Source organism: Sinorhizobium fredii NGR234 (assembly GCF_000018545.1).
Taxonomy (GTDB): domain Bacteria; phylum Pseudomonadota; class Alphaproteobacteria; order Rhizobiales; family Rhizobiaceae; genus Sinorhizobium; species Sinorhizobium fredii_A.
Genome location: NC_012587.1, coordinates 2,611,418 through 2,634,951, shown reverse-complemented (window position 1 = coordinate 2,634,951; position 23,534 = coordinate 2,611,418). Strand labels below are relative to the sequence as shown.

The window sequence follows — 23,534 nt, the reverse complement described above, 5'->3', positions numbered from 1 at the left end:
TTTGTCACCTAATAGGTTCAACAAGGGCAAAATGCCTGGGGAACATTGATCGGGCCGGTCTTGCCGGCGATACCTTCGGTTGCGATCCGCTTCGCGACCCTTCGTTCCCCGGCGACAGACATGGAGGCTCCGGCGCATGGCCTGGGACGAGAAGAAGCTCGGCGAATTGAAGGCAAAATATGGCGAAAGCCACGGCGGCGAACTGTTCGATCCGACCTTCCGCAAGGTGGCGGACAAGATCTTCACGAAAAGCGGTACGCGGCTCGCGCCCTATTCCGGCATCCCCACCTTCCTGACCGCGCCCTACATGCCGGTCGACGCCGACAATCCGGACTTCGGCAATCTGCAGGTGGCGATCGTCGGCATACCGATGGACCTCGGCGTCACCAACCGTCCGGGCTCGCGCTTCGGACCGCGGGCGCTGCGCGCCATCGAGCGGATCGGCCCCTACAACCACGTGCTCGGCTGCGCGCCGGTGCATGATCTCAGGGTTGCCGACATCGGCGACGTTCCGTTCCGCAGTCGCTACCGGCTGGAACTCAGCCATGAGGACATCGAAAAGCGTCTCAACCAGATCGTCGACGCCGGCGTCGTGCCGCTCTCGGTCGGCGGCGACCACTCGATGACCCATCCGATCCTGAAGGCGGTCGGCAAGAAGCAGCCGGTCGGCATGATCCATATCGATGCCCATTGCGACACCGGCGGCGCCTACGATCTCACCAAGTTCCATCACGGCGGCCCGTTCCGCAACGCCGTTCTCGACGGTGTGCTCGACCCGACCCGGGTCATCCAGATCGGCATTCGCGGTTCGGCCGAATATCTGTGGGAATTCTCCTACGAGTCCGGCATGACGGTGATCCATGCCGAAGAGGTCAGCGGCCTCGGCATTCCCGCCATCATCGAAAAGGCGAAGAAGATCGTCGGCGACGGCCCGACCTACCTTTCCTTCGACATCGACAGCCTCGACCCGAGCTTCGCGCCCGGCACCGGAACGCCCGAGGTCGGCGGCCTGACGACCCGCGAGGTGCTGGAGCTGATCCGCGGCCTCAAGGGCGTCAACCTCGTCGGCGGCGACGTCGTGGAGGTCGCTCCGCAATACGATGCGACGACCAACACCGCCCATGCCGGCGCTCAGGTGCTCTTCGAAATCCTGAGCCTGATGGTCTTCAGCCCGGCAATCACCGGCAAATGACATCTCCAAGATCGACCGGCCGCCGGTTGGCGGCCATCGGGCAAATCTGACGACAGAAAAAGATTCAAAAACAGGGGAACAACAATGACAATCCAGACAAAGCTGAAAGCAATGTTTACAGCCGCATTGATGCTTGGCGCGGCGACAGGGATGGCTCGCGCCGACGCGGTCGACGACATCAAGGCCGCCGGCCAGATCAATGTCGGGATATTCTCCGATTTCCCGCCCTTCTCGTCGGCCAGTGCCGATATGAGCATCAAGGGCTATGACGTCGATGTGGCGCAGCAGATCGCCGATGCGCTCGGCGTGAGGCTCAATCTGGTCAGCGTCACCGGCCAGAATCGCATCCCCTATCTCAACGACAAGCGCGTCGATATCCTGATGAGCGTAGGCTATTCGAAGGAGCGCGCCGAAGTCATCGATTTCGCCGCAGCCTACGCACCCTATTACATCGCCGTCATCGGCCCGGCCGAGCTCAAGGTTGCCGGCAAGGAGGATCTCGCCGACAAGACGATCGCAGTCAATCGCGGCACGCTCGAGGATACGTCGCTCACCGAAGCTGCGCCGGCCTCTGCCAGCATTCAACGCTTCGACAACTACAATGCCGTGATCCAGGCTTTCATCTCCGGCCAGACGCAGCTGATGGTGGTCGGCAACGACGTCGGCGCACAGGTGCTGGCACGCCAGGAGGCGCTGAAGCCGGAACAGAAGTTCCAGCTGCTGACGTCACCGTCGCATATCGGTCTCAACAAGAACGAGGAACGCCTGAAGCAATCGGTCAACGACACCGTCGCCAAGATGCTGGCGGACGGCAAGCTGAACGAAAGCTCGCAGGCATGGTTGAAGACGCCGCTCAACCCCGACAACCTCAAGGACTAAGCGGCTCACGTTAAGGCACGTGCGGCCTGCGGAAGCCTTTTCCGCAGGCTGTCCTGGAAGGGTTGCGACGATGGGCTACAGCCTCGACTTTAGATGGCTTCACGACGCCGCGGGCGCGATCGCTCACGGTGCGGCCATGACCTTGCTGCTGATTGCCTGCACGACGGTGCTCGGCATTCTGATCAGCATTCTCTTGGCGGCCGCGCGCCGCAGCCGCTATGACCTGCTGAGCAAGGCAGTTGCGGTTTATGTAGAGGTGATCCGCAACACCCCGTTTCTGGTACAGCTCTTCTTCATTTTCTTCGGCCTGCCCACGATAGGCATCCGCCTCGACCCGATCGTCGCGGCGATCCTTGCAATGACCCTGAACATGGCCGCCTACACGACCGAAATCGTCGGCGCGGGTCTCGATGCCGTGCCGAAGGGACAGAGCGAGGCGGCTCTCGCACTCGGCTTGAGGGCGCCGCAGGTTTTCATCAAGGTCGTCCTGCCGCAGGCGCTCAAGGTAATCTTTCCGGCACTGACCAGCCAGGTCGTCATCATGATGCTGGAATCGGCAGTCGTTTCGCAGATCGCGGTGCGCGAGCTCGCCCATGAGGCCGACCTGCTGCAGGCACGGACGTTCCGGTCCTTCGAAACCTATCTCGTCGTCACCATGATCTATCTCGGCCTGTCGATGGCGATCAGGCGATTCTTCGTCGCCGGCGGCCGGCGTGTGTTGGGGGCGGGCGTGTCGTGATCGAATTCACCTTCTGGGATATCTTGCGCAATCTGCTTTTCGCGACGCGCTGGACGCTTCTGCTTTCAATCGTCGCCTTCGCCGGCGGCGCTGCGGTCGGCCTGCTGATCCTCTTTGCGCGAATAGCGAAGCGCCCGTGGTTGCGCCGCTTCGGTGCCGGCTATATCGCGCTTTTCCAGGGGACGCCGCTGCTGATGCAGCTCTTCCTGATGTTCTTCGGCCTGCCTATGCTCGGATTCCGCATCGAACCGTGGACGGCGGCAGCACTCGGGCTCACATTCTATGCCAGCGCCTACCTGGCGGAGATCTGGCGGGGCGGCGTGGAAGCGCTGCCGCGGGGCCAGTGGGATGCCGGCGCCAGCCTTGGCCTGCACTATCTCCAGGAGTTGCGTCTCGTCATCCTGCCGCAGGCCTTTGCGATCACGCGCCCGCCGGCTGTCGGCTTCCTCGTCCAGCTGATCAAGAGCACGGCGCTGACCTCTATCATCGGCTTCGAGGAGCTTCTCAGGACAGCCAATGCGATCAATAATGCTACTTTCGAACCGTTCACCGTCTATGGGCTGGTCGCCGCGATTTTCTTCGTGCTCTGCTATCCCCTGACGCAATACGCGCGGCTGCTCGAGCGACGAGCGCCAGCACATTGAGACTTGGAATCCAGGCAATCAACGACAACAGGGAACGCGGCGGTAGCCGCCAAAACAAAGGAGACATGCAATGAACATCAATTCCATCAAGCGCCGCACGCTGCTGGGAGCGGGGCTTGCCGGTGCATCGATGCTGGCAATGCCCGCGGTGCTGCGAGCCCAGGACAAGTCGCTGAAGGTCGGCGTCTATGGCGGCTACTTCAAGGACTCCTTCGACAAGAACATCTTCCCGGAATTCACCAAAGCGACGGGGATTGCGGTCGAGTCGATCGCCGAACCGACCGGCGAGGCCTGGCTGGTTCAGCTCGAGCAGGCGGCCCGTGCCGGACAGGCACCGGCTGACGTTTCGATGATGTCGCAGGTTGCGATGCTCAAGGGTCAGGCGACCGAGCTCTGGACGCCGATCGACATGGCGAAGATCAAGCATGCGTCGGATCTTCTCGACCGCTTCGTCAACAAATATCCGGACGGCCGCGTCGCCGGTGTCGGTGCCGTATCCTGGTACATCACGCTCGTCACCAACACCAATGTCTACAAGGAAGCCCCGACCTCCTGGACGGCCCTCTGGGATCCGGCGAACGCCGACAAGCTCGGTCTGCTGGCGCTGGTCTCCAACTCCTTCCTGCTCGAAGTGACCGCCAAGACCCACATGGGCGGCACCAATGCGCTCGACACGGAGGAGGGCATCCTGAAGGCCTTCGAGAAGCTCGCCGAAGTGAAACCGAATGTTCGCCTCTGGTACCGCGACGAGGCGCAGTTCGAGCAGGCGCTGAAGTCGGGCGAAATTCCGATGGGCCAGTACTACCACGACGTCACCGGGCTTGCCGCCGCCGACGGTCATCCGGTTCGCTCGACCTTCCCGAAGGAGGGCGGCATCCAGGATTCCGGTTGCTGGGCGCTGTCGCGCGCCTCGCAGAAGTCCGAGGAGGCGCATATCTTCATCGACTACATGTGCCAGCCGGCGATCCAGGCGACGCTGTCGCGCAAGGTCGGCACCTCGCCGACGGTCAAGCGCGAGTCGACCGATCTGACGGACAAGGAGTTTGCCGCGGTATCGTCCGATATCGAGCCGATCGTCCCGCGCTACGACCTCTACCAGACGAAGTCGGACTGGTTGAACCAGAAGTGGACGGAGCTTATCGTCGGTTGACGGTCGCGTGCAGTCCGCCCCGGTCAACGGGTGCGGACTGCAGCGCCGTGCGCCTACAACTGGGTCAAAGCCGCTGTCGCACTCTGAACGGCTGCATGGCTCAGTGCATAATCCCTTAAACCGTGGACGGTTTAGGGATAACCTATGTCCAAACTCGAATGCTGCCGCCACCGTCGCGCCTCGATAGGTGCTGGCACCGCGGCATCTGCGCATGAAGCGCCAAAGCGGGGAACATATGTCGGGACTTGCCCTTCAGAACGTCGTCAAGGAATTCGGAGCCTTCAAGGCCGTCAACGACGTCGACCTCACGGTGCCGCACGGCACCTTCGTCTGCATGCTCGGTCCGTCGGGCTGCGGCAAGACAACCCTCCTGCGGATGATCGCCGGCCTCGACCTGCCGACTTCCGGGGCCATTCGGCTCGACGGAGAGGACATTACGCGGGTGCCGACGCACAAGCGCAATCTCGGCATGGTGTTCCAGTCGCTGGCGCTCTTTCCGCATCTGACGGTTGGCGAGAACATCGCCTATTCCCTGCGCATTCGCGGCGCGCCGAAGGAGGACCAGAAGAAGCGGGTCGAGGAACTGCTGTCGATGATCCATCTTTCCGGCTACGCGGACCGGCCGGTCTCCAAGCTTTCCGGCGGCCAGCGTCAGCGCGTTGCGATCGCCCGGGCGCTGGCGATCTCGCCGAAGCTCTTCCTGCTCGACGAGCCGCTTTCGGCACTCGACGCCAAGCTGCGCGAGGCCATGCAGGTGGAACTCCGGCAATTGCAGCAGAAGCTCGGCATCACGACGATCGTCGTGACCCACGACCAGCGCGAGGCGATGACCATGGCTGATACGGTGGTCGTCATGAGCGGCGGCGAAATCCGCCAGGCGGCCTCGCCGATCGAAATCTACCGCCGGCCGGCCGACAGCTTCGTCGCCGATTTCATCGGCCAGACGAATCTGCTCGAAGCGGAGTCGGACACCCGCGGCCACGTAACCGTGCTTGGCCAGCCGGTGCCGGGCCTGCAATTACCGTCAGAGGCGGCCAAGGCGACGATCTCGATCCGGCCGGAAGACGTGCATCTGACAGCGCCGGGCGCCGGCGCGCTGACCGGTACCGTCACTTTCGTACGCGACCTCGGTGGCACGATCGAGACCTTCGTCGAGGTTGCGGACCGCCAGATCGTCGCGGTCTCGACACCGCGAGAGCGGCCGGACGTCTCTGTCGGCCAACAGGTCGGCGTGGCGCTCACCCCGGATGTCTGCGTGGTGCTCAGGAAATGAGACGCGAACCGCCCCAAACCCTCGCCGACTATTCGCCGCTCCTCTTCCCCGCCGCGATGCTGACGATTTTCTTCGTCGTGCCCTTCGGCACGATGATCGCCGTCAGTTTCTTCCAGCGGCAGCAGGGCGGCTTCTATACGCCGGCCTTCGTCTTCGACAACTACGCACGCTTCCTTTCGGCCTTCTTCGGCGGGGTGCTCGGATTCTCGCTGATGATGGCGATCGCCGTCGCCATCTGCTGCGTGGTGCTGGCGCTGCCGTTCACCTATCTGCTGACGCGCATGGCGCGCCGCGTGCAGATCCTCTGGCTGGTGGCGCTGCTCTCGATCCTGTCGCTCTCCGAAGTCATCATCGGCTTTGCCTGGTCGACGCTGTTCTCGCGCACGGCCGGCATCACCAATATCCTCGTCGCGCTCGGACTGATGGGCGAAGCGAAGGCGCTGACGCCGAGCTTTGCGGCGGTGCTGACCGGCATGGTCTATCAGGCCTTCCCCTATACGGTGCTGGTCCTGTTCCCGGCGCTCGTCCGGCTGGATCCGACGCTGACGGAGGCGGCCCGGACGCTGGGCGCTTCGCCGCTCAAGGCGTTTTTCACCGTCGTCGTGCCGGCGCTCAGGAACACCATCGTCGCGACGCTGATCATGGTGTTCATCTTCGCGCTCGGCTCCTACCTGCTGCCGCAGCTTCTCGGCCGGCCGCAGCACTGGACGCTCTCGGTGCTGATTACCGATCAGGCGATCTACCAGTCCAACATGCCCTTTGCCGCCGCGATGGCCGTGTTCCTGGTGCTGGTGACGCTCGGACTGGTGGCGCTCACCGTGATCGCCGGACGCAAGGGAGAGGCCGCATGACCTCCGTTTACCAGAAATTCTACTTCTTCCTGATCGGCCTTTTCCTGGCGCTGCCGCTGATCGTGGTCGCCGGCGTCTCGGTCAATCAGAAGCAGACGCTCGCCTTTCCGCCGGAAGGTTTTTCGACCTCCTGGTACGGCGAAATCTTCCTGAATCCCGAATGGAGAAACGCGCTTTTCGCCTCCGTGACGCTTGCGGTGCTCTCGGCGGCACTCGCCGTGGCGATCGCGCTGCCGCTCGCCTGGTTCCTGTGGCGGCGGGTGGCGCCCTGGGCGAATATCTTCCAACTTCTGGGCGTCGCACCCTTTACGCTGCCGCCGGTGATTACGGCGCTCGGCCTTTTGACCTTCTGGGCAACCGCCGGCTTTTACGGCCAGCCCTGGACGGCGGTGGTCAGCCACGCGATCTTCTTCGTCACCCTGCCGCTGGTGACGCTGTCGCTCGGTTTCACCTCGATCGATCGGTCGCTGGTCGAGGCCGCCGCGACGATGGGCGCCGACGAGCGCACCATCTTCCGCACCGTGGTGCTGCCGCTGATCCTGCCCTATATCGTCTCGGGCTACGCCTTTGCCTTCGTGCTGTCGCTCAACGAATATATCGTTGCCTACATGACCGTCGGTTTCACCATGGAGACGTTGCCGATCAAGATCTTCAACGCACTGCGCTATGGTTATACGCCCACCATGGCCTCGGTGACGGTTCTCTTCGTTTCGACTGCGGCCGTCATCTTCGGTCTCGTCGCCCGCTTCGGCGACCTGCCGAAGCTGCTCGGCGCCATGGCCTCCGATCACAAATGATGAAGCTTGCGGCTCTGCAGATGAAAAGCGTCGGCGGCGACATCGCCGCCAATCTCGCCCGTATCGAAGGCGCGGCCGCCGAGGCTGCGGCCAAGGGGGCGACATTGCTGGTGACGCCCGAACTCGGGATCACCGGCTACGGCGCGGGCGAAGATATCCCGGCACTGGCCGAGCCGGCCAAGGGGGGGACCGTGCAAGCATTGCAACGGATCTCGCGCGACGCCGGCATCGCCATTATCGCCGGCTTTGCCGAACGGGAAGGTGCCGCCGTCTATAACAGCGCGGTCTATGTGCATGGCGATGGCGAGCCGACGATCTATCGGAAATCGCATCTCTATGGTGACTACGAACGGTCGCTTTTCACGCCGGCGCAGCCCGAAACGCGCCTCTTCAAGCATCAGGGCGTCACCTGCGGCATGCTGATCTGCTACGACGTCGAATTCCCGGAAAATGTCCGCCGCCTCGCATCCGCCGGCGCCGATGCCGTGCTGGTGCCGACGGCGCTTCCGGCCGGCTGGTCCGGTACGTTCATCACCGATCACATGATCCAGACCCGAGCCTTCGAGAACCAGGTGTTCGTCGCCTATGTCAATCATTGTGGCTCGGACGCCATGTTCTCGTTCGCCGGTCTTTCCTGTGTCGCGTCTCCGGACGGACAGGTCATGGCAAAAGCCAATGCCTCCGATGAAACGCTGATTTTCGCTGAAATCGATCCTGCGGCCTTTGCCATTTCGCGCGGCGAGAATACGTACCTCAAGGACCTCGGACGAGTCTGATTTCGATCGTTCGCCGTCAGGGAACAATCCGTTCGCGCCATCTCCCTTGTGTTACGCTGGGCCGGACCGAATATTCAGCTCAACCGAAAGCCCCAGGAGGCAATCATGAGCTTGCAACTGACCGGAATCCACCATCTGACGGCGATTACCGCGAATGCGCCGGAGAACCTGCGCTTCTACACGAAGACGCTGGGGCTGCGGCTCGTCAAGAAGACCGTCAACCAGGACGACACGACCGCCTATCATCTCTTCTACGCCGACGGGAAGGCGACGCCCGGCACGGACCTGACCTTCTTCGACTGGCCGGTCGGGCCGGAGGGGCGCGGAACGCACAGCATCTCCCGCACCGGACTTCGCGTCGGCAGTGCCGAGAGCGTGCAATGGTGGAAGAGGCGCTTTGAGGACCTGAACGTGGCGTCGGGCGGGGTCAGCGAAATCGACGGCCGGACTTCTCTCGATTTCGAGGACGGCGAAGGCCAGCGGTTCCGACTGGTGGACGATGTTGGACTGGCGCCGTCGCATCCGTGGGAAAGGAGCCCGGTCCCGGCCGAGCACCAGATCAGGGGCCTCGGGCCGATCACCATCAGCGTGCCGGACATCACCAATACGGCGCTGGTGCTCAGCCATGTCATGAATATGCGCGAGGTGCGGCACTATGCGTCGCCGGACGGGAACGGCAAGGTCCATGTCTTCTCGATGGGTGAGGGCGGCGCGGCGGCCGAACTGCACGTCGCGGTCCAGCCGGGGCTGCCGATCGCCCGGCAGGGCGCGGGCGCCGTCCACCACGTCGCTTTCCGGGCGCCGGATGTCGAGCATCTGCACCAGTGGACGGAGAGGCTGAAGGGCTTTCATCTGCCGTCGAGCGGCGAGGTGGAGCGCTATTACTTCCGTTCGCTCTATTTCCGCGAGCCGAACGGCATCCTGTTCGAGATCGCCACGGACGGACCCGGTTTTGCGGTCGACGAGCCGTTGGAATCGCTCGGGGAAAGCCTGTCGCTGCCACCCTTCCTGGAGCCGAAGCGGGCGCAGATTGAAGCACGGCTGAAGCCGCTGGAATAGAGTGGCGGGCGCTCATGGGCGCCACGCGAGAAAGGAAAGCCCTCCGGCTTTCCTTTTGTTTCCCTACTCCTAGTTTTCTTGCCAACCAGGAATTTTCGCCTTCGCGCGAACAAAAGGGATGGTCCTTCCATGACGAAACTTCTCGGCATATCGGGGAGCCTGCGCAGGGCTTCCTTCAACACCGGCCTGCTCACCGCGGCGAAAGCGGTCGCGCCCGGGGGGGTCGAGTTCGACACCGCGACCCTGCACGGCATCCCGCTCTATGACGGGGATGTGGAGGCCGAAAGCGGCGTGCCGGCTCCGGTAGAGGCACTGAAGCAGCAGATCATCGCGGCGGATGGCGTCGTTCTCTTCACCCCGGAATACAACAATTCCGTGCCCGGCGTTTTCAAGAATGCCATCGACTGGCTGAGCCGCCCGCCTGCCGATATCCGCAAGGTGTTCGGCGGTCGGCCATTCGCGCTCGCCGGAGCCTCGCCGGGCAATTTCGGCACCATTCTCAGCCAGAACGCCTGGCTTTCCGTGATGCGAACGCTCGGCGCCGAGCTTTGGTCGGGCAAGCGGCTGATGGTGCTGAGGGCCGCGCCGCTCTTCGACGGCCAGGGACAACTGACTGACGAAGAGACCCGGGAGCGATTGCGAGCCTTCGTCCAGGCCTTTGCGGATTATGTTGCAGCCGTGAAAGCGCATTAGAGCCGGGCGCAGCGAGTTTCCGCTGCGATAAATCAAGCGATCTATAAAAACTACTTCCCTTTCACAGGCGATGTGGTAACAATTTGCAAAGAGACAAGTCGATCCGTCTTTATTTAAGAGACTATGGAGATTTATTCTCGAATAAGGGTATAGAGTTTAAGTCTCTCTGAATTTTTCTATAATCATTTTTATATAGCTCTTTTTGATTAAGAGGTACTTTAATGGCTACGCAGAGCAGCGGCGGCAGTGCGACTTCATTTACCAATACTCCACAGGCACAAGACGATACCTACCTCTGGTCAGAAGACCAGATCCTCAATCTGCAGAACTACAATCCTGTCAGCAACACCATCATTCTCGACGTGATGGCGAATGATCTTGGCGGAAAGGCCAAGTCGCTTTTCGCGCTAGAGGACGGCGACGGCAATCCGATCACCGCGGATTATGAGCTTCTCGCGAAAGACGTCGGATCGACCGGCGCGTCGGCCTGGGAAACGACGCTGCTCGGCAACTGGGTCAGGATCAACAACGGGAAGATCGAATATCGCCTTAGCGACGGAAGTGGAATTCCCGGGGCCGGCGTCGATGTCAATTCCCTATCGGCCGGTGAAACCATCAAGGACAGTTTTGTCTACGCCATAAGGCTTGGCAATGGTACGTTGAGCGAGGCGAATGTGTCGCTCACGCTGACTGGTGCCAACGATGCGGCGGCAATCGGAATCGATACGTCGGCGACCGGTAATCTGGCCGTGGTCGAAGCAGGGGCGGGCGGCGTTGGCGATCCGGATGCCTCCGGCAAGCTCAGCATTTCGGATGCCGATGCCGGCGAGGCGGCGTTCCAAACACCGGCCTCGCTCGACGGCGCCTACGGTACCTTCACGTTCGATCCGGCGACCGGCTGCTGGACTTACACGCTCGACAACAGCCGCATCGCGACGCAGGCCCTCAAGCAAGGTCAGCCGGTCAGCGAGATGCTGACGGTGACCTCGCTCGACGGTACGGCCAGCCATGCGATCGTCGTCAACATCACCGGCAGCAACGACGCGGCAGCGATCGTCGTCGATGCGACCGTAGCGGACGACCGAGTTGTGAGCGAAGCCGGGGCGGCCGGCAGTGGCGATCCGCATGCCTCCGGCACGCTCAGCGTCGCGGATGTCGATGCCGGCGAAGCAGCGTTCCAGACGCCGGCCTCGCTCGACGGCGTCTATGGCAGCTTCAGCTTCGACCCGACGACCGGCGTGTGGAGCTACAGTCTCGACAACGATCGTGCGACAACGCAGGCCCTCAAGGAGGGTCAGCCGGTCAGCGACATGCTGAATGTGACGTCGGTGGACGGGACCGCCAGCCATGCGATCGTCGTCAGCATCACCGGCAGCAACGACGCGGCGGCGATCGTCGTCGATGCGACTGTTGCCGACGACCGGTCGGTGAGCGAAGCCGGGATGGCCGACAGCGGCGACCCGGATGCCTCCGGTAAGCTCAGCGTCGCGGATGTCGATGCCGGCGAGGCAGTGTTCCAGGCACCTGGATCGCTCGACGGCGTCTATGGCAGTTTCAGCTTCGACCCAACGACCGGTGCCTGGAGCTACACGCTCGATAACGGACGGGCAACGACGCAAGCGCTGACTGCGGGCCAGCCGGTCAGCGACACGCTGACTGTGTCGTCGCTGGACGGCACCGCCAGCCATGCGATCGTCGTCAACATCACCGGCGCAAACGATGCCGCGGCGATCGTCGTCGATGCGACCGTTGCCGATGACCGGGCCGCCGCCGAAGCCGGGGCGACGGGCAGCGGTGATCCGGATGCCGCCGGCAAGCTCAGCGTTTCCGATGTCGACTCGGGCGAAGCAGTCTTTGCCGCGCCGGCCTCGCTCGAGGGCACCTACGGCACCTTCTCGTTCGATCCCGCGACCGGGGCGTGGACGTACACGCTCGACAATGATCGGGCGACGACGCAGGCCCTCAAGGCGGGCCAGCCGGTCAGTGACACGCTGACCGTGACGTCGCTCGACGGTACCGCCAGCCATGCGATCGTCGTCGACATCACCGGCCGCAACGATGCCGCGGCGATCGTCGTCGATGTTGCCGATGACCGGGCCGCCGCCGAAGCCGGGGCGACGGGCAGCGGTGATCCGGATGCCGCCGGCAAGCTCAGCGTTTCCGATGTCGACTCGGGCGAAGCAGTCTTTGCCGCGCCGGCCTCGCTCGAGGGCACCTACGGCACCTTCTCGTTCGATCCGGCGACCGGCGTGTGGAGCTACAGTCTCGACAACAATCGGGCGACGACGCAGGCCCTCAAGGCGGGCCAGCCGGTCAGTGACACGCTGACCGTGACGTCGCTCGACGGTACCGCCAGCCATGCGATCGTCGTCGACATCACCGGCAGCAACGATGCCGCGGCGATCGTCGTCGATGTTGCCGATGACCGGGCCGCCGCCGAAGCCGGGGCCGCCGGCAGCGGTGATCCGGATGCCTCCGGCAAACTCAGCGTTTCGGATGCCGACTCGGGCGAAGCAGTCTTTGCCGCGCCGGCCTCGCTCGAGGGCACCTACGGCACCTTCTCGTTCGATCCGGCGACCGGCGTGTGGAGCTACAGTCTCGACAACAATCGGGCGACGACGCAGGCCCTCAAGGCGGGCCAGCCGGTCAGTGACACGCTGACCGTGACGTCGCTCGACGGTACCGCCAGCCATGCGATCGTCGTCGACATCACCGGCAGCAACGATGCCGCGGCGATCGTCGTCGATGCGACCGTTGCCGATGACCGTTCGGTCAACGAGGCGGGGACCGCAGGTTCCGGCGATCCACATGCCTCCGGCAAGCTCAGCGTCTCGGATGTCGACGCCGGCGAAGCGGCGTTCCAAGCCCCGGCGTCGCTCGCGGGCATCTACGGTAGTTTCAGTTTCGATGCAGCGACGGGCGAGTGGAATTACATACTCGACAACGAGCGCGCAGCGACACAGGCGTTGAGCGCAGGTCAGGCCGTGAGCGACACGCTGACGGTCACGTCGCTCGATGGCACCGTCAGCCATGCGATTGTCGTCGACATCACCGGCGCTGATGATGCGCCGCCCAGACAGGCGCCGACGGACATCAAATTGACCCCCGTCGTCCCGACGGACGCCCCCAATATCAATAATTTCGAGTTCATCGGCTCTCTGAGCGCGGCTGATCCCGATGCAGGCGCATTCGTCTTCAGCATCGCTTCGCAGTCGCATGCCGGCTTGTTCTCGATCAGCGGCGACACGCTGCGTTCCGACGATCTGGCACCAAACGGCACATTTACGGTGACCGTGAAGGCAATACAGACCGGCGACCCGGCCGGGGCGGCATACGAAAAAACCGAGACTTTCACGATCGTCACGGGCAGCAACGGCAATACCGCGGACAACCCAAGCGGAGGATCGGGTGACGACGTGCTCTATGGCGGAAGCGGCAGCGACATGGTGTTCGGCCTTGGCGGAGACGACACCTTGTTCGGCCAGGGTGGAAACGACACGTTAAACGGAGGTGCTGGCAACAATGTGCTGAACGGGGATGGAGGGAACGATACTTTCATCTTCCAGAAGCTCTCCGGCACCAGCAACCATGTCACCGACTTCAGTGCCGGGACGAACAGCACGAGCGTCGACAAGCTCCAGTTCGACGTCGGCAGCGGGACCTTTGAATTCGCCGTCGGCAACAACAACACAGGAGTCGACGGTTTCAAATCGGGGAACGACGGGACGATCAATGCACTCGGCACGGAAGTCGCGGTGAAGACGGATGCGGACGTCTCCAATGCAACGGTCCAGAGTACGATCGACGGCTACGGCAATATCACGACCGGCGCATTGTTCGTGTTCTACAACACCGACCTCGGCCATGCAGCCGTCTACTATGATGCGAATGCAAGTGCGGCCGGCGGCGCGGTGCTCGTCGCGGAGCTGGACAGCATCGCGACGCGCACCGCTCTCCTAAATTTCAACTCCGGCGACTTCCTGTTTGTATAGTCGCAGTTGGCGGGCGGACGAGTCGATCATCGAAGCCAGCATTCGCCTGGCTTCCTCTTTTTCGACTGAGGGAGACGTGGAGCTGGCGTGCGGCGGGGATGACACTTTCCGGAATTAAAGGCCACGCTCTGCGAACCAGGGGCGAATGACGGCGACGTCTTCCGGGCCGATGCCGTGTCCGGTGTCGATATCGACCGCCTCGAAATTCGCGCCGCTTTCGCGCAACTCCGCCTTCAACTGCGGCGCGTGTTTGCCATAGAGGTCGTCCTTGCCGGTCAGCATCAGGACATTCGTGCCTGCGAGATCCACCTTCGGCGCATCCTCGAGAGCTGCCATCGCCCGCATCAGCACCGCGTTCCTGATGACGCCCGGGTGAAGCAGCATGACAGCCGCCAGCAGATTGGCGCCGTTCGAATAGCCGATGAACACCGTCTTCGCGAGATCGAGCCCGTAGGCGTCGCGCGCCTCTTCGACGAAGGCGGCGAAAGCCTCCGCTTCCGAGCGGATGTCGCGCTGGTCGAAGGTGGTCATCGACAGGCGGCGAAACCAGCGGGGAAAGCCCTCCTCGGTGCTGCGGCCGCGCACGCCGATGAGTGTCGCGCGCGGATCGAGCTGGTGGCCGAAGGGCAGCATGTCGGTCTCGTTGCCGCCGCTGCCGTGCAGCAGCACGAAGGTCCGGTCGTTCAGTCGCTCCGGGTGGTAGAAGCGGTGGACGAAGGGAAGGTCGCGGAGGGTCAGCCGGGGCTCGCCCGGCAGCGCGAATTGCGGCAACCGGACTACCGTCGCGGCGGGATCGCTGCTGAGATGGGGCGGCAGGAAGAGCTTCGATCCGAGCGCATCCGGAAGTTCATCGACGGCAAAGCCGGGGCCGTCCGTAGCCAGCTCGTAGAGCGATCCGCCAGGTTCGCGCACGTAGAGCGAGAAGAAATACTTCCGGTCATGGGCGTTGGTGGCGCCGGCGTGTTCCTGCTCAAGGTCGGCGCGCACGGCAAGGACGATAGCCTCATCCGAAGCGCGGAAAGCGATATGGTCGATGGTGCCGGTGCCGGGTGCGGCCGTCCAGAAGCCGGTCGCGTCGCGCACGTCGACGACGTCGCCGGATGACGAGACGAGGCGATGGATCGTTTCCGTCGCGGCAGCCTCGCGATAGCCGAAATGGCTGCGAAGAAAATGCGCCGTTTCCTTGGGCTTTTCGGTGAGCACGGTCGCGCCGCGCAGGCGCCTGATCGAGTCCCCCTCCGGAATGTCCCGGCTCGCCCAGGGCGCCGGCTCGGCAAGCGCCTCGGTGCCGACCAGCTTGACGATCACCCCGTCCGGGTCCTTGAACCGCAGCACCGGTTCGCCGAACTCCTGCGCCGGGCCGGTCGCCTGAATGTTGAACTGCAGAGCCCGTGTCAGCCAGAAGCCGATGCTTTCCGAAGGGATGGCGAAGGCGATCTCGCTCGGCTGGCCGGCGCCGACACGTCCCGGCGAGCCATCCTCCCAGATCAGGAAGGAGACGAGCGAGCCGGGCGATCCCGAGGCATCCCCGTAAAAGAGATGCAACTGATTGGGATCCTCGAAACCGCCGGTTCGCTTGACGAGGTGCAGGCCGAGGAAGCCGACATAGAAGTCGACATTTGCCTGGACCTTGCGGCTGATCAGCGTGATGTGGTGAATGCCGCTGGTCACGGTCTTATCCCTCCTGCCGCCGTTGTCGGCGGCTTACAATTGAAGATTCGATCAACTCGGAACGCCGTTCAATCCCGTTTTGCGGCGAGGAAGGAGCGGAACGAGTCGCCGTGGTTCGGGTGCCAGCGCGAAAGGGGTGGGCGGTTCTCGACGATGTCGCCGGCGGCCCACAGGATGCGCATTTCGTCGGTGGACCTTTCGACTTCATTGTCGGGGCAGAGAATGTAGAAATCGCCGCCGGCGAGGCTCTCCAGCATGAAGTCGACCGTCTGCTCCGGCGTCCACGCGCCGGCCGGCTTTTCGGTGCGGCCATGGGCGGTGAGCGCCGTGTAGACGAATCCGGGTATCAGGAGATGCGCATTCACCTGGCAGTTCTCGGTATTGCGCAATTCATGCTGCAGCGCCTCGGTAAAGACCTTCACGCCTGCCTTCGAGACATTGTAGGCGGGATCGCCGGGCGGCGTGGTGATGCCCTGCTTGGAGCCGGTATTGATGATCAGCGCCGGCTCGCCATGGGCGATCATGGCCGGTGCGAAAATGCGCGCCCCGTTGATGACGCCCCACAGATTGACGTCGATCACCGCGTCCCAGTTCTCCAGCGGGCCGAACATCGAGCTGCCGGGCTGGATGCCGGCATTGTTCATCAGCACATGCACATGGCCGAATCGTTCGCGCGTGCCGCGCGCCAGCGCGACGAGCTCATCGGCCCGGGAGACGTCGGTCGCGATCGCGGCGATATCGCCCGCTCCGCCCGGGGCAAGCTTCGCCACCTCCGCCGCGGCCGCCTGCAGCCGTTCGCCGGCGAGATCGGCAAGCACGACCTTCATGCCGCGATCGGCGAAGCGCTTTGCTGCGGCAAGCCCGATGCCGGAGGCCGCGCCGGTGACGACGGCGACATTGTTTTTGGCGATGGCGGAATAGGACAACATGGTTCACAATCCTGCTGCGACGGACGATCGAGGAGAGATAGGGCCCGGCGGCGCACAAGTCCATGAGGGATGGGCGCCGACATTTCTTCGAAGCATCATCTCGTTGTCGGTCGCTGAGTGAGTGCGTTCATCCCGCCGCGAGACATTCCATGGCCGTTGAAGGCAAGTTCGGCAAAGGCACCCCCTGTCAGGCCTGTCCCCTGCGGCCGCTCGCCGTGTTCCGCCCGTTCACGCCCGAGGAACTCGCCTTCGTATCGGACTTCAAGATTGGCGAGCAGACGGTTGAAAGCGGCGGGACCATCCTTGCCGAAGGCGAGACGAGCGCGCATCTTTTTACCGTGCTTTCCGGCTGGGGGTTCCGCTACAAGATGCTGGACGACGGGCGCCGGCAGATCTTGAACTACGTGATGCCCGGGGACATGGTCGGGCTGCAGGGGAGCCTCATGGGCGAGATGCAGCACTCGATCGAGGCACTCTCGCCGGTCACCCTGTGCGTGTTCAAGCGAAGCAGGCTCGGCCAACTGTACCGGCGCTATCCCGATCTCGCCTATGACCTGACCTGGATTGCCGCCCGCGAGGAGCGCATATTGGACGAAAACCTTTTGAGCATCGGTCGGCGCTCCGCGCTCGAACGGGCGGCCTATCTCCTCGCCTTTCTCTATCAAAGGGCGGAAATACTAGACGTGTTCCGTGGCGGCCGCATCGCCATTCCAATCACCCAGCAACATCTTGCCGACACGCTCGGCCTGTCGATCGTCCACACCAACAAGACGCTGAGAAAACTGGCCGCGCTCAACCTCATTCGCTGGGCCGAAAAGGGATGCCATGTCCTGAACATCGACGGCCTGTTGGAACTGGCCGGGTGGGAGGGGTTCAGGGAACCGAAGAGGCCGCTGATTTGACCCGGTCGGCCCAAAAGAGCGCAACATGTCTTTTTTAAATGCCACGATTCTCCGTCTGGCCTAGCGTGCACGGTCGGATCTCGGCAGAACGAGGCTAACGAGGGATGCAAACATAGATGACAAATCAGATTTCGCCCGCCATCGAATCTGTTCTCGTTCTCGAGGATAATTTCCTCATCGCCATGGATATGGGCGAAATCCTCAATGCTCTCGGGGTCAAGAGCGTGCACATCGCCACGACCGTCGAGAAGGCGATGGAGATCGTCGCGGCTCATCCGGTCGACTTCGCCATTCTCGATATCAATCTCGGCGATGAAACGAGCTTCGCGGTTGCCGAGTCGCTGATCGCTCGGGGCATCAATTTCGGATTTACCAGCGGCTATGGGGATTTGTTGGCCTTGCCCGGCCATCTGCGCGGTATTCCTCGCATCGAGAAACCCTTCAGCGAGGGCAGTCTCAGCAGCCTCATGACGGCCGCTTTTCGGCCGGGAAATCCCCAACCAAGCTCCTGACCCTACTTGCCGCGCGCGATGAACCAGGGATTGGCGAAGTCGCTGTCGTTCGGCTGGTTGCGCTTCCCATAGGCGAAAGGGTTGCCGTCGACCAGCAACGTTTCGCCACCCGCCGCCCGTAGGATCGCGTCGCCGGCGGCCGTGTCCCATTCCATTGTGCGGCTGAAGCGCGGATAGATGTCGGCATACCCTTCGGCAAGCAGGCAGAACTTCAGCGACGAGCCGATGGCTTCGCAGTCGGTAATGGCGTGTTCGTCAAGGTAGGCGAGCGTTTCGGCGCTGTTGTGCCAGCGGCTGATCAGTGCAACTGGCCGGTTGCTTGCCATGCGGCATTCAATCGGCTGCCACGATCCTGCGATCCGGCCGGCTTCGACGATTGCCTTGGCAGCCCGTCCGGCAGTTCCCGCATAGATCACCCCGAGCGCCGGCGCATGGACGACACCGGCGACGGGAACGCCGTCTTCGATGAGCGCGATGTTGACCGTGAAGTGGCTGTTGCGCTCGACGAACTCCTTGGTGCCGTCGAGGGGATCGACGAGAAAGAAGCGCTTGCCGGCAATGTCGGGGACATGCCCGGCGGCAACGGCTTCCTCGGCGACGACGGGAAGATCGGGAAAGGCGGCGGCAAGGTCGTCAAGGATGATGCGCTCGGCGCGATGATCCGCGTCGGTCACCGGCGAGGTGTCCGGCTTGTAGGTCACCGCCGGGCCCTTATTGTAGATCTCCATGATCGCCCGTCCGGCCGCAATCGCCGATCGTTCCAGAATCTCCAGCATCGTTCCTGTACTCTTGGGTCCACACGGCATCGACTCGAGCATCATGCCCAGGCTTTCTAGATCACGATGATTTCCGGCCAAATCAACTGCAAAACCATTGCCGGGGAAGTCATATTTTTTCGTCATAGGTTGATGACGCAGACGCCGCAGTTTTCCCATTTCCGGGCTGAAAATTGATCATTTTCCAGGCGAAGGCCGCAAATTTTTCGATTCTTCTGGCACGAAAAGCGTCAAATCGATTTTATCTCGGAAGAATCTGTCGGCGGCGCAATTTTTGACTTTCATTTTCGCTTGAAAGAGGTATGAAATCGCTCAGAGTACGCTCGTGAAGGAAAACTAATAAAAAGAGATCGGACCATAAGGATCCGGTCCAGGGGAAGATTGATGGAGTATTTCATCCAGCAGCTCGTCAACGGGCTGACGCTTGGGTCTATTTATGGTATGATCGCGATCGGTTATACCATGGTCTACGGCATCATCGGCATGATCAACTTCGCCCATGGCGATATATTCATGCTGGGCGGCTTTGCCGCGTTGATTGTCTTCTTGATTCTAACAACATTCATGGCAGGCGTACCAGTTGTGCTGGCGCTTCTGCTTATGATGGTCGTTGGCATGCTGACGGCGGCGCTTTGGAACTGGACGATCGAGCGGGTGGCCTACCGTCCGCTGCGTGGTTCGTTCCGGCTGGCGCCGCTGATCACCGCGATCGGCATGTCGATCGTCCTGTCGAACTTCATCCAGGTGACGCAGGGGCCGCGCAACAAGCCGATCCCGCCGCTCGTCTCCTCGGTCTACGACCTGTTCGGGATCACGGTTTCCCTGAAGCAGATTATCATCGTCGTCATCACCGCCGTTCTGCTGTCGGTCTTCTGGTATATCGTCAACCGGACGCCGCTCGGTCGTGCCCAGCGTGCTACCGAACAGGATAGCAAGATGGCGGCCCTGCTCGGCGTCGACGTCGACCGCACCATCTCGGTGACCTTCATCATGGGCGCAGCGCTGGCGGCCGTCGCCGGTACCATGTATCTCATGTATTACGGCGTCGTCGTCTTCACCGACGGTTTCGCTCCGGGGGTCAAGGCGTTCACCGCCGCCGTTCTCGGAGGCATCGGCTCGCTGCCGGGCGCCGTTCTCGGCGGACTGCTGATCGGCCTCATCGAGTCGCTTTGGTCGGCCTATTTCACAATCGACTACAAGGATGTCGCGACCTTCTCCATTCTCGCGATCGTCCTGATCTTCAAGCCGTCGGGTATTCTCGGACGACCGGAAGTCGAGAAGGTATAGTTCCATGGCAAATGTTGCATCTACTACCGCAAGCGCCGGCAGTGAGCTGACGGCGCGGGCCCTGCGCGAGGCTGTCTTCTCGGGGCTCATCACGCTCGGGCTGTTCGTGCTCTTCGTCGGTCTCAAGAGCGATCAGAACATCCGCAATGAGCTGATCCTTACCCAGCGCTGGGGCCTGCTGGCGATCTTCGTGATCGTCGCCATGGTCGGTCGCTTCCTGATGGTTGCCTATGCGCAGCCCTGGCTCGCCCAGCGCAAGGCGGCGAAGGCTGCTGCTCCGGACGTGGCGAAGGAGGAGACCTTCTTCAGTCGCAACTTCTCGAAGATCGCGATCCTCGCGCTGGTGCTGTACCCGCCGGTCATCATCGCGCTCGTCGGCGTCCAGGGTTCGCTCAAATGGGTGGACAATTTCGGCGTCCAGATCCTGATCTATGTGATGCTCGCCTGGGGTCTCAACATCGTCGTCGGCCTCGCCGGTCTGCTCGACCTTGGCTACGTCGCCTTTTACGCGGTCGGTGCCTATTCTTATGCGCTGCTCTCCAGCTATTTCGGCCTGTCCTTCTGGGTGCTGCTGCCGGTCGCCGGCATTCTTGCCGCCTGCTGGGGTGTCGTCCTTGGCTTCCCGGTGCTCAGATTGCGCGGTGACTACCTGGCGATCGTGACGCTCGCCTTCGGTGAAATCATCCGCCTCGTGCTGATCAACTGGACCGAGGTCACCAAGGGCACGTTCGGCGTGTCGGGCATTGCCAAGGCGACCCTGTTCGGCATCAAGTTCGATGCCTCGAAGGACGGTTTCGCAGCGCTGATGGGGCTACCGCTCTCGTCTGCCTACTACAAGATCTTCCTCTTCTACCTGATCCTTGGCCTTGCACTGTTGACGGCTTTCGTCACCATCCGGCTGCGCCGCATGCCGGTCGGTCGGGCCTGGGAGGCGCTTCGCGAGGACGAGATCGCCTGCCGTTCGCTCGGCATCAACACGACGACCACGAAGCTTACGGCTTTTGCCACCGGTGCCATGTTCGGCGGTTTTGCCGGATCGTTCTTCGCGGTGCGCCAGGGGTTCGTCTCGCCGGAATCCTTCGTCTTCCTCGAGTCGGCCGTCATTCTCGCCATCGTCGTGCTCGGCGGCATGGGCTCGCTGACCGGCATCTTCGTCGCTGCGGTAGTTATGATCGGCGGTACGGAGATCCTGCGCGAACTCACCTTCCTCAAGATGATCTTCGGACCGAACTTCACGCCTGAACTTTATCGCATGCTGATCTTCGGGCTTGCCATGGTGGTCGTCATGGTCTGGAAGCCGCGCGGCTTCGTCGGATCGCGCGAACCGACCGCATTCCTCCGCGAGCGTAAGGCCGTCTCCGGCAGCTTTACCAAGGAAGGGCACGGCTGATGGCCATCGAGACAACGACAATGACAAAAGACCCTATTCTCAAGGTTGAGCACCTGTCGATGCGCTTCGGCGGTCTGATGGCCATCAACGACTTCTCCTTCGAAGCCGCGCGCGGCGAGATCACCGCGCTGATCGGCCCGAACGGAGCGGGCAAGACGACCGTGTTCAACTGCATCACCGGCTTCTACAAGCCGACGATGGGCATGATCACCATGAAGCAGAAATCCGGCGATGAGTTCCTGCTGGAACGTCTACCGGATTTCGAGATCACCAAGCGCGCGAAGGTGGCCCGAACCTTCCAGAACATCCGGATGTTCTCGGGCATGACGGTTCTCGAGAACCTGCTGGTCGCGCAGCACAACAAGCTGATGCAGGCGTCGGGCTATACCGTGCTCGGACTGCTTGGATTTCCCGCCTATCGGCAGGCTTCCAAGGATTCGACGGAACTTGCCAGGCATTGGCTCGAAAAGGCGTCGCTGATCGATCGGGCCGACGACCCGGCCGGGGACCTCCCCTATGGTGCACAGCGGCGGCTGGAAATCGCCCGGGCGATGTGCACCGGTCCGGAGTTGCTCTGCCTCGATGAGCCTGCGGCCGGTCTCAACCCGCGTGAATCGCATGCGCTGAATGACTTGTTGCAGAGCATTCGTGCGGAAACCGGTACATCCATCCTGTTGATCGAGCACGATATGTCCGTGGTGATGGAGATTTCCGATCACGTCGTGGTGCTCGAATATGGTCAGAAGATTTCCGACGGCAACCCGGACTTCGTGAAGAACGATCCAAGGGTCATTGCGGCCTATCTGGGCGTCGAGGACGAAGAGGTCGAAGAGGTGATCGAGCAGATAGAAGAAATCGAAGGCGGGCAGGGAGGCACCAAGCAATGACCGCTCCGCTGCTGAATGTAAGAGGCGTCGAGACCTATTACGGCAATATCCGGGCGCTGAACGGCGTCGATGTCGAGGTTCACCGGGGCGAAATCGTTTCGCTGATCGGTGCCAACGGTGCCGGCAAGTCGACGCTGATGATGACGATCTTCGGCAAACCGCAGGCACGCACCGGTTCGATTTACTTCGAAGGGAAAGACATCACGCGCCTGCCGACGCACGAGATCGCCCGGCTCCGGATCGCCCAATCCCCTGAAGGGCGCCGCATCTTCCCGCGCATGACGGTTCTCGAAAACCTCCAGATGGGCGCCAGCCTCGACGACCTGAAGCACTTCAAGGAAGACGTGGAAAAAGTCTTCACGCTGTTCCCGCGGCTCAAGGAGCGGCAGGCGCAGCGCGGCGGGACGCTGTCGGGCGGTGAACAGCAGATGCTGTCGATCGGCCGCGCGCTGATGGCTCGCCCGAAGCTGCTGCTGCTCGACGAGCCGTCGCTCGGCCTTGCGCCACTCATCGTCAAGGGCATTTTCGAGGCGATCAAGAAGCTCAACAAGCAAGAAGGCCTGACCGTGTTCCTCGTCGAGCAGAACGCTTTTGGGGCGCTCAAGCTTTCTGACCGGGCCTACGTCCTCGTCAACGGCCGGGTGACGATGAGCGGAACGGGCAAGGACCTGCTCGCCAATCCGGAGGTCCGCGCCGCCTATCTCGAAGGCGGCCGCCATTGATGCGCGCTGGAGTTAAGTGACATGCAGGGAATTCTCTACGAAGAAGCCTCCATCTGGCAGTTTCTGTTCATCACCTGCGTCCTCGGCGGCTGGACCGCGTGGCGGACGGGCAAGAGCGTTGCGGAAAGCTGGGGTGAAGTTCCGCGGCTCGTTGTCTACGTTGCGCTGCTGGGACTTGCTATCCGCTTCGTGCATCACGCACTTTTCGAAGGCACGATGTTCAGCCCGCAGTACTATGTCGTAGACACGCTCGTACTTTTGTTGTTTGCTACCGCCGGTTACCGGTACTACCGGACCAAGCAGATGTCGAACATGTACTACTGGCTCTACGAGAAGACCTCACCTTTCTCCTGGAAGGCCAAATAAGGGAACAGCGCGTGCCGGTCGGGTGCGGCCGGTGCGAAGGAACACCG

22 protein-coding genes are annotated in these 23,534 nt (G+C 62.3%); 19 read left to right on the top strand and 3 right to left on the bottom strand.

All coding sequences use genetic code 11. From position 1 onward, the window contains the following. Window positions 1–136: 136 nt before the first annotated feature. From speB to NGR_RS23775, 12 genes are all read left to right on the top strand, one after another. Window positions 137–1,192, top strand: coding sequence for an agmatinase (gene speB / locus NGR_RS23830; protein ID WP_012709051.1), 1,056 nt, complete (start codon window positions 137–139; stop codon window positions 1,190–1,192). 84 nt (window positions 1,193–1,276) lie between these two features. Further along, window positions 1,277–2,071, top strand: a complete 795-nt coding sequence (locus NGR_RS23825; protein WP_012709050.1) for a transporter substrate-binding domain-containing protein — start codon at window positions 1,277–1,279, stop codon at window positions 2,069–2,071. Window positions 2,072–2,141: 70 nt separating this feature from the next. Beyond that, window positions 2,142–2,810, top strand: coding sequence for an amino acid ABC transporter permease (locus NGR_RS23820; protein WP_012709049.1), 669 nt, complete (start codon window positions 2,142–2,144; stop codon window positions 2,808–2,810). Continuing rightward, complete coding sequence (locus NGR_RS23815; RefSeq protein ID WP_012709048.1) at window positions 2,807–3,454, top strand: amino acid ABC transporter permease; 648 nt, start codon at window positions 2,807–2,809, stop codon at window positions 3,452–3,454. The genes NGR_RS23820 and NGR_RS23815 overlap by 4 nt, the downstream gene beginning before the upstream one ends. 70 nt (window positions 3,455–3,524) lie before the next feature. Next, entirely contained in the window at window positions 3,525–4,604 is a 1,080-nt protein-coding gene (locus tag NGR_RS23810; protein ID WP_012709047.1) for an ABC transporter substrate-binding protein, read from the top strand. A gap of 235 nt (window positions 4,605–4,839) precedes the next feature. Then, a complete protein-coding gene (locus NGR_RS23805) occupies window positions 4,840–5,877 on the top strand; it encodes an ABC transporter ATP-binding protein (RefSeq protein WP_012709046.1) in 1,038 nt (345 codons plus the stop codon). Then, a complete protein-coding gene (locus NGR_RS23800; protein ID WP_012709045.1) occupies window positions 5,874–6,728 on the top strand; it encodes an ABC transporter permease in 855 nt (284 codons plus the stop codon). Before NGR_RS23805 ends, NGR_RS23800 begins: the two co-directional genes overlap by 4 nt. Continuing rightward, on the top strand, window positions 6,725–7,525 hold the full coding sequence (locus NGR_RS23795; protein ID WP_012709044.1) for an ABC transporter permease: 801 nt from the start codon (window positions 6,725–6,727) through the stop codon (window positions 7,523–7,525). Before NGR_RS23800 ends, NGR_RS23795 begins: the two co-directional genes overlap by 4 nt. Continuing rightward, entirely contained in the window at window positions 7,522–8,301 is a 780-nt protein-coding gene (locus NGR_RS23790; RefSeq protein ID WP_012709043.1) for a carbon-nitrogen hydrolase family protein, read from the top strand. The genes NGR_RS23795 and NGR_RS23790 overlap by 4 nt, the downstream gene beginning before the upstream one ends. Before the next feature lie 105 nt (window positions 8,302–8,406). Further along, window positions 8,407–9,360 (top strand): ring-cleaving dioxygenase, encoded by a 954-nt coding sequence (locus tag NGR_RS23785; RefSeq protein WP_012709042.1) that lies wholly within the window; start codon window positions 8,407–8,409, stop codon window positions 9,358–9,360. A 129-nt stretch (window positions 9,361–9,489) separates the two neighbouring features. Next, on the top strand, window positions 9,490–10,053 hold the full coding sequence (locus NGR_RS23780; RefSeq protein WP_012709041.1) for an NADPH-dependent FMN reductase: 564 nt from the start codon (window positions 9,490–9,492) through the stop codon (window positions 10,051–10,053). Between the two features lie 221 nt (window positions 10,054–10,274). Beyond that, the gene (locus NGR_RS23775) at window positions 10,275–14,045 is read left to right on the top strand and encodes a VCBS domain-containing protein (RefSeq protein ID WP_012709040.1); all 3,771 of its coding nucleotides are present in this window, start codon (window positions 10,275–10,277) and stop codon (window positions 14,043–14,045) included. Between the two features lie 114 nt (window positions 14,046–14,159). On the opposite strand, the gene NGR_RS23770 is transcribed toward NGR_RS23775, so the two are convergent. Both NGR_RS23770 and NGR_RS23765 read right to left on the bottom strand, forming a co-directional pair. Continuing rightward, entirely contained in the window at window positions 14,160–15,716 is a 1,557-nt protein-coding gene (locus NGR_RS23770) for a VOC family protein (RefSeq protein ID WP_012709039.1), read from the bottom strand. Between the two features lie 68 nt (window positions 15,717–15,784). Continuing rightward, on the bottom strand, window positions 15,785–16,645 hold the full coding sequence (locus NGR_RS23765) for an SDR family NAD(P)-dependent oxidoreductase (RefSeq protein WP_012709038.1): 861 nt from the start codon (window positions 16,643–16,645) through the stop codon (window positions 15,785–15,787). Between the two features lie 149 nt (window positions 16,646–16,794). On the opposite strand from NGR_RS23765, the gene NGR_RS23760 reads away from it, so the two are divergent. Next, the gene (locus NGR_RS23760; RefSeq protein ID WP_164924448.1) at window positions 16,795–17,547 is read left to right on the top strand and encodes a Crp/Fnr family transcriptional regulator; all 753 of its coding nucleotides are present in this window, start codon (window positions 16,795–16,797) and stop codon (window positions 17,545–17,547) included. 116 nt (window positions 17,548–17,663) lie between these two features. Further along, a complete protein-coding gene (locus NGR_RS23755; RefSeq protein ID WP_012709036.1) occupies window positions 17,664–18,059 on the top strand; it encodes a response regulator in 396 nt (131 codons plus the stop codon). A 2-nt stretch (window positions 18,060–18,061) separates the two neighbouring features. Here the strand turns inward: NGR_RS23755 and cysQ are convergent, their stop codons facing one another. After that, window positions 18,062–18,835, bottom strand: coding sequence for a 3'(2'),5'-bisphosphate nucleotidase CysQ (gene cysQ, locus NGR_RS23750; RefSeq protein ID WP_164924447.1), 774 nt, complete (start codon window positions 18,833–18,835; stop codon window positions 18,062–18,064). A gap of 384 nt (window positions 18,836–19,219) precedes the next feature. On the opposite strand from cysQ, the gene NGR_RS23745 reads away from it, so the two are divergent. The 5 genes from NGR_RS23745 to NGR_RS23725 are packed head-to-tail and all read left to right on the top strand — an operon-like array spanning window position 19,220 to window position 23,487. Continuing rightward, complete coding sequence (locus tag NGR_RS23745) at window positions 19,220–20,122, top strand: branched-chain amino acid ABC transporter permease (protein ID WP_012709034.1); 903 nt, start codon at window positions 19,220–19,222, stop codon at window positions 20,120–20,122. A 4-nt stretch (window positions 20,123–20,126) separates the two neighbouring features. Next, the gene (gene livM, locus NGR_RS23740) at window positions 20,127–21,512 is read left to right on the top strand and encodes a high-affinity branched-chain amino acid ABC transporter permease LivM (RefSeq protein WP_012709033.1); all 1,386 of its coding nucleotides are present in this window, start codon (window positions 20,127–20,129) and stop codon (window positions 21,510–21,512) included. Next, window positions 21,512–22,399 (top strand): ABC transporter ATP-binding protein, encoded by an 888-nt coding sequence (locus NGR_RS23735; RefSeq protein WP_012709032.1) that lies wholly within the window; start codon window positions 21,512–21,514, stop codon window positions 22,397–22,399. The genes livM and NGR_RS23735 overlap by 1 nt, the downstream gene beginning before the upstream one ends. Then, window positions 22,396–23,121, top strand: coding sequence for an ABC transporter ATP-binding protein (locus NGR_RS23730; protein ID WP_012709031.1), 726 nt, complete (start codon window positions 22,396–22,398; stop codon window positions 23,119–23,121). Before NGR_RS23735 ends, NGR_RS23730 begins: the two co-directional genes overlap by 4 nt. 21 nt (window positions 23,122–23,142) lie before the next feature. Beyond that, the gene (locus NGR_RS23725; RefSeq protein WP_012709030.1) at window positions 23,143–23,487 is read left to right on the top strand and encodes a DUF6867 family protein; all 345 of its coding nucleotides are present in this window, start codon (window positions 23,143–23,145) and stop codon (window positions 23,485–23,487) included. Window positions 23,488–23,534 lie beyond the last annotated feature (47 nt).

What these genes read in the sequence shown, in the direction of transcription:
- cysQ (WP_164924447.1), bottom strand. Translation starts at nt 18,835, where the DNA reads ATGCTGGAGATTCTGGAACGATCGGCGATTGCGGCCGGACGGGCGATC.
- NGR_RS23790 (WP_012709043.1), top strand. Translation starts at nt 7,522, where the DNA reads ATGATGAAGCTTGCGGCTCTGCAGATGAAAAGCGTCGGCGGCGACATC.
- speB (WP_012709051.1), top strand. Translation starts at nt 137, where the DNA reads ATGGCCTGGGACGAGAAGAAGCTCGGCGAATTGAAGGCAAAATATGGC.
- NGR_RS23805 (WP_012709046.1), top strand. Translation starts at nt 4,840, where the DNA reads ATGTCGGGACTTGCCCTTCAGAACGTCGTCAAGGAATTCGGAGCCTTC.
- NGR_RS23765 (WP_012709038.1), bottom strand. Translation starts at nt 16,645, where the DNA reads ATGTTGTCCTATTCCGCCATCGCCAAAAACAATGTCGCCGTCGTCACC.
- NGR_RS23730 (WP_012709031.1), top strand. Translation starts at nt 22,396, where the DNA reads ATGACCGCTCCGCTGCTGAATGTAAGAGGCGTCGAGACCTATTACGGC.
- NGR_RS23745 (WP_012709034.1), top strand. Translation starts at nt 19,220, where the DNA reads ATGGAGTATTTCATCCAGCAGCTCGTCAACGGGCTGACGCTTGGGTCT.
- NGR_RS23810 (WP_012709047.1), top strand. Translation starts at nt 3,525, where the DNA reads ATGAACATCAATTCCATCAAGCGCCGCACGCTGCTGGGAGCGGGGCTT.
- NGR_RS23785 (WP_012709042.1), top strand. Translation starts at nt 8,407, where the DNA reads ATGAGCTTGCAACTGACCGGAATCCACCATCTGACGGCGATTACCGCG.
- NGR_RS23780 (WP_012709041.1), top strand. Translation starts at nt 9,490, where the DNA reads ATGACGAAACTTCTCGGCATATCGGGGAGCCTGCGCAGGGCTTCCTTC.
- NGR_RS23725 (WP_012709030.1), top strand. Translation starts at nt 23,143, where the DNA reads ATGCAGGGAATTCTCTACGAAGAAGCCTCCATCTGGCAGTTTCTGTTC.
- NGR_RS23825 (WP_012709050.1), top strand. Translation starts at nt 1,277, where the DNA reads ATGACAATCCAGACAAAGCTGAAAGCAATGTTTACAGCCGCATTGATG.
- NGR_RS23800 (WP_012709045.1), top strand. Translation starts at nt 5,874, where the DNA reads ATGAGACGCGAACCGCCCCAAACCCTCGCCGACTATTCGCCGCTCCTC.
- NGR_RS23820 (WP_012709049.1), top strand. Translation starts at nt 2,142, where the DNA reads ATGGGCTACAGCCTCGACTTTAGATGGCTTCACGACGCCGCGGGCGCG.
- NGR_RS23755 (WP_012709036.1), top strand. Translation starts at nt 17,664, where the DNA reads ATGACAAATCAGATTTCGCCCGCCATCGAATCTGTTCTCGTTCTCGAG.
- livM (WP_012709033.1), top strand. Translation starts at nt 20,127, where the DNA reads ATGGCAAATGTTGCATCTACTACCGCAAGCGCCGGCAGTGAGCTGACG.
- NGR_RS23775 (WP_012709040.1), top strand. Translation starts at nt 10,275, where the DNA reads ATGGCTACGCAGAGCAGCGGCGGCAGTGCGACTTCATTTACCAATACT.
- NGR_RS23795 (WP_012709044.1), top strand. Translation starts at nt 6,725, where the DNA reads ATGACCTCCGTTTACCAGAAATTCTACTTCTTCCTGATCGGCCTTTTC.
- NGR_RS23735 (WP_012709032.1), top strand. Translation starts at nt 21,512, where the DNA reads ATGGCCATCGAGACAACGACAATGACAAAAGACCCTATTCTCAAGGTT.
- NGR_RS23760 (WP_164924448.1), top strand. Translation starts at nt 16,795, where the DNA reads ATGGCCGTTGAAGGCAAGTTCGGCAAAGGCACCCCCTGTCAGGCCTGT.